Consider the following 2181-nt stretch of genomic DNA (forward strand, 5'->3'; position numbering starts at 1 on the left):
TGATGGTACAAATACGCCTGTAACCACTACAGCTACCGTATCTGGGAATACATGGACGGCTACCGATGCTGATATCTCTGGATTGGATGATGGAAATATTACCGTTACGGCAGATGTTACTGATGTAGCACTGAATCCAGCAACTGATACCGAAACAATTGTTTTAGATAACACTACGCCTACTATTGATAGTTTTAGTACAATAGACATTACTCCTGTTTTAACTGGACAAGGTGATCCTAATGAAACATTATTAATTGAATTAGATACTGATGGAGATAATATCATTGACGTAACATATTCTATCACAACAGATAATAATGGGGATTGGAGTATAGATTCTGAAACAACAATTCCAATTAGCGGAACCTTTCCTACTCTTAATGATGAAGATATTATCAACATTACAGCTACTGATCCTGCTAAAAATACGGGTTCTGGTATTGTGACAATATCTGTTGATACTGATAGTGATGGAATTAATGATAATGATGAAGTTACCTTGGATACAGACCCTAATAATCCTGATACTGATGGCGATACAATCCCCGATGGACAAGAAGTGAATGTTGACAATACAGATCCTCTAGATGACTGCGACCATGTTAATGGAACTCCTTTAGGTACTAGTGATTGTGATAATGACAATTTAACTACTGATGAGGAAACAGCATTAGGTACAGATCCTAATAACTCTGATTCTGATAACGATGGTTTACAAGATGACGAAGAACTAGCCTTAGGTACAGACCCTACTGATCCAGATACTGATGGAGATACTATATTAGATGGTCAAGAGGTATTGGATAATACGGATCCATTAGATGACTGTGATCATGATGGTGGAACTGCATTACCAGATAGCGATTGTGATGCTGATGGATTAACTACTTCAGAGGAAGACGCTATTGGTACTGATCCTGATAATGAAGACAGTGATGGTGACACCATCTCTGATGGTCAGGAAACTATTGATGGTACCGATCCATTAGATCCTTGTGATTCTATTGGAGGTGTTCCAACATTGAGTGCTGGCTGTAATGAAGAAGTGGTGGATACGGGTATCGCTATATCAAATGAAGTTCTTACTCCTGATGGTGATGGGGTGAATGATTTCTTTAGTATTGAGAATATTGAATCATTCCCGAACAACACGGTTCAGATTTATAACCGTTGGGGTGTGGTTGTCTATGAGATGTCTGGTTATGATAATGTGAGTGATGTATTTACAGGAACCTCTAATGGTCGTGTAACAATAAGTACAGATTCAGAATTACCAGTAGGGGTTTACTTCTATATTGTAAAATATGAGAACAATGGTCAGAACCTTAGCAAATCAGGATACTTATACATTAACCGATAATCAATCATCAAAGAAATCAATTTAGCATAAAAATTATATTATGAATAAATATATCATACTCGTATTATTTGTTTTCGCAGGCTTCCAATCCCTTACTGCACAACAAGATGCACAATATACCCAGTACATGTACAATACCCTAGCGGTGAATCCTGCTTATGCAGGATCACGAGGGGTGTTTAGTATTGCTGCCTTACACCGTTCACAATGGGTGGGGCTTGATGGTGCTCCAACCACACAAACCCTTAGTTTGCATACACCTGTTTCACGTAGAGTAGGTTTAGGTTTGTCTATCGTGAACGATGAAATAGGAAATGGTACCAATCAAGATACCTATATCGATGGTGCTTTCTCATACACCATTCCTGTTTCTGAAGAAGGAAAACTTTCTTTTGGATTAAAAGCTGGAGGTCACTTTTTAAATGTAGATTTTACAAAACTTAGAAATTACGGTGCAGAGAGTAACCTGCCTAATATTGATAATAAATTCTCACCCAACTTTGGTGCAGGGGTGTATTACCATACCGATAAATTCTATAGCGGTTTGTCAGTTCCTAACTTTTTACAAACAGAACATTTTGATAGCTCTGATGGAGATAGCAATTCTTTTTTAGCAGAAGAACGATTGAATATCTATTTTATAACAGGGTATGTTTTTGATATGAATAGAAACTTAAAACTAAAACCTGCATTTTTAGTAAAAGCAGTAAAAGGAGCTCCATTGCAAGTGGATGCTTCAGCTACTTTTTTAATTAATGAGAAGTTCTCATTAGGTGCGGCTTACCGCTGGGATGCTGCCGTGAGTTTATTAGCAGGTT

The 2181-nt window shown here is 37.6% G+C and carries 2 protein-coding genes; both read left to right on the plus strand.

What is annotated here, in order from left to right:
• Nucleotides 1–1363: gliding motility-associated C-terminal domain-containing protein (locus tag KO500_RS15940; RefSeq protein WP_215957559.1), on the plus strand; the 1363-nt coding region annotated here is incomplete at its 5' end.
• A 40-nt stretch (nt 1364–1403) separates the two neighbouring features.
• On the plus strand, nt 1404–2181 hold a 778-nt coding region (locus KO500_RS15945), incomplete at its 3' end, for a PorP/SprF family type IX secretion system membrane protein (RefSeq protein ID WP_215957560.1).

Origin of the sequence: Cellulophaga baltica, assembly GCF_018861125.1 — a bacterium.
In the GTDB taxonomy this organism is placed as follows: domain Bacteria; phylum Bacteroidota; class Bacteroidia; order Flavobacteriales; family Flavobacteriaceae; genus Cellulophaga; species Cellulophaga baltica_A.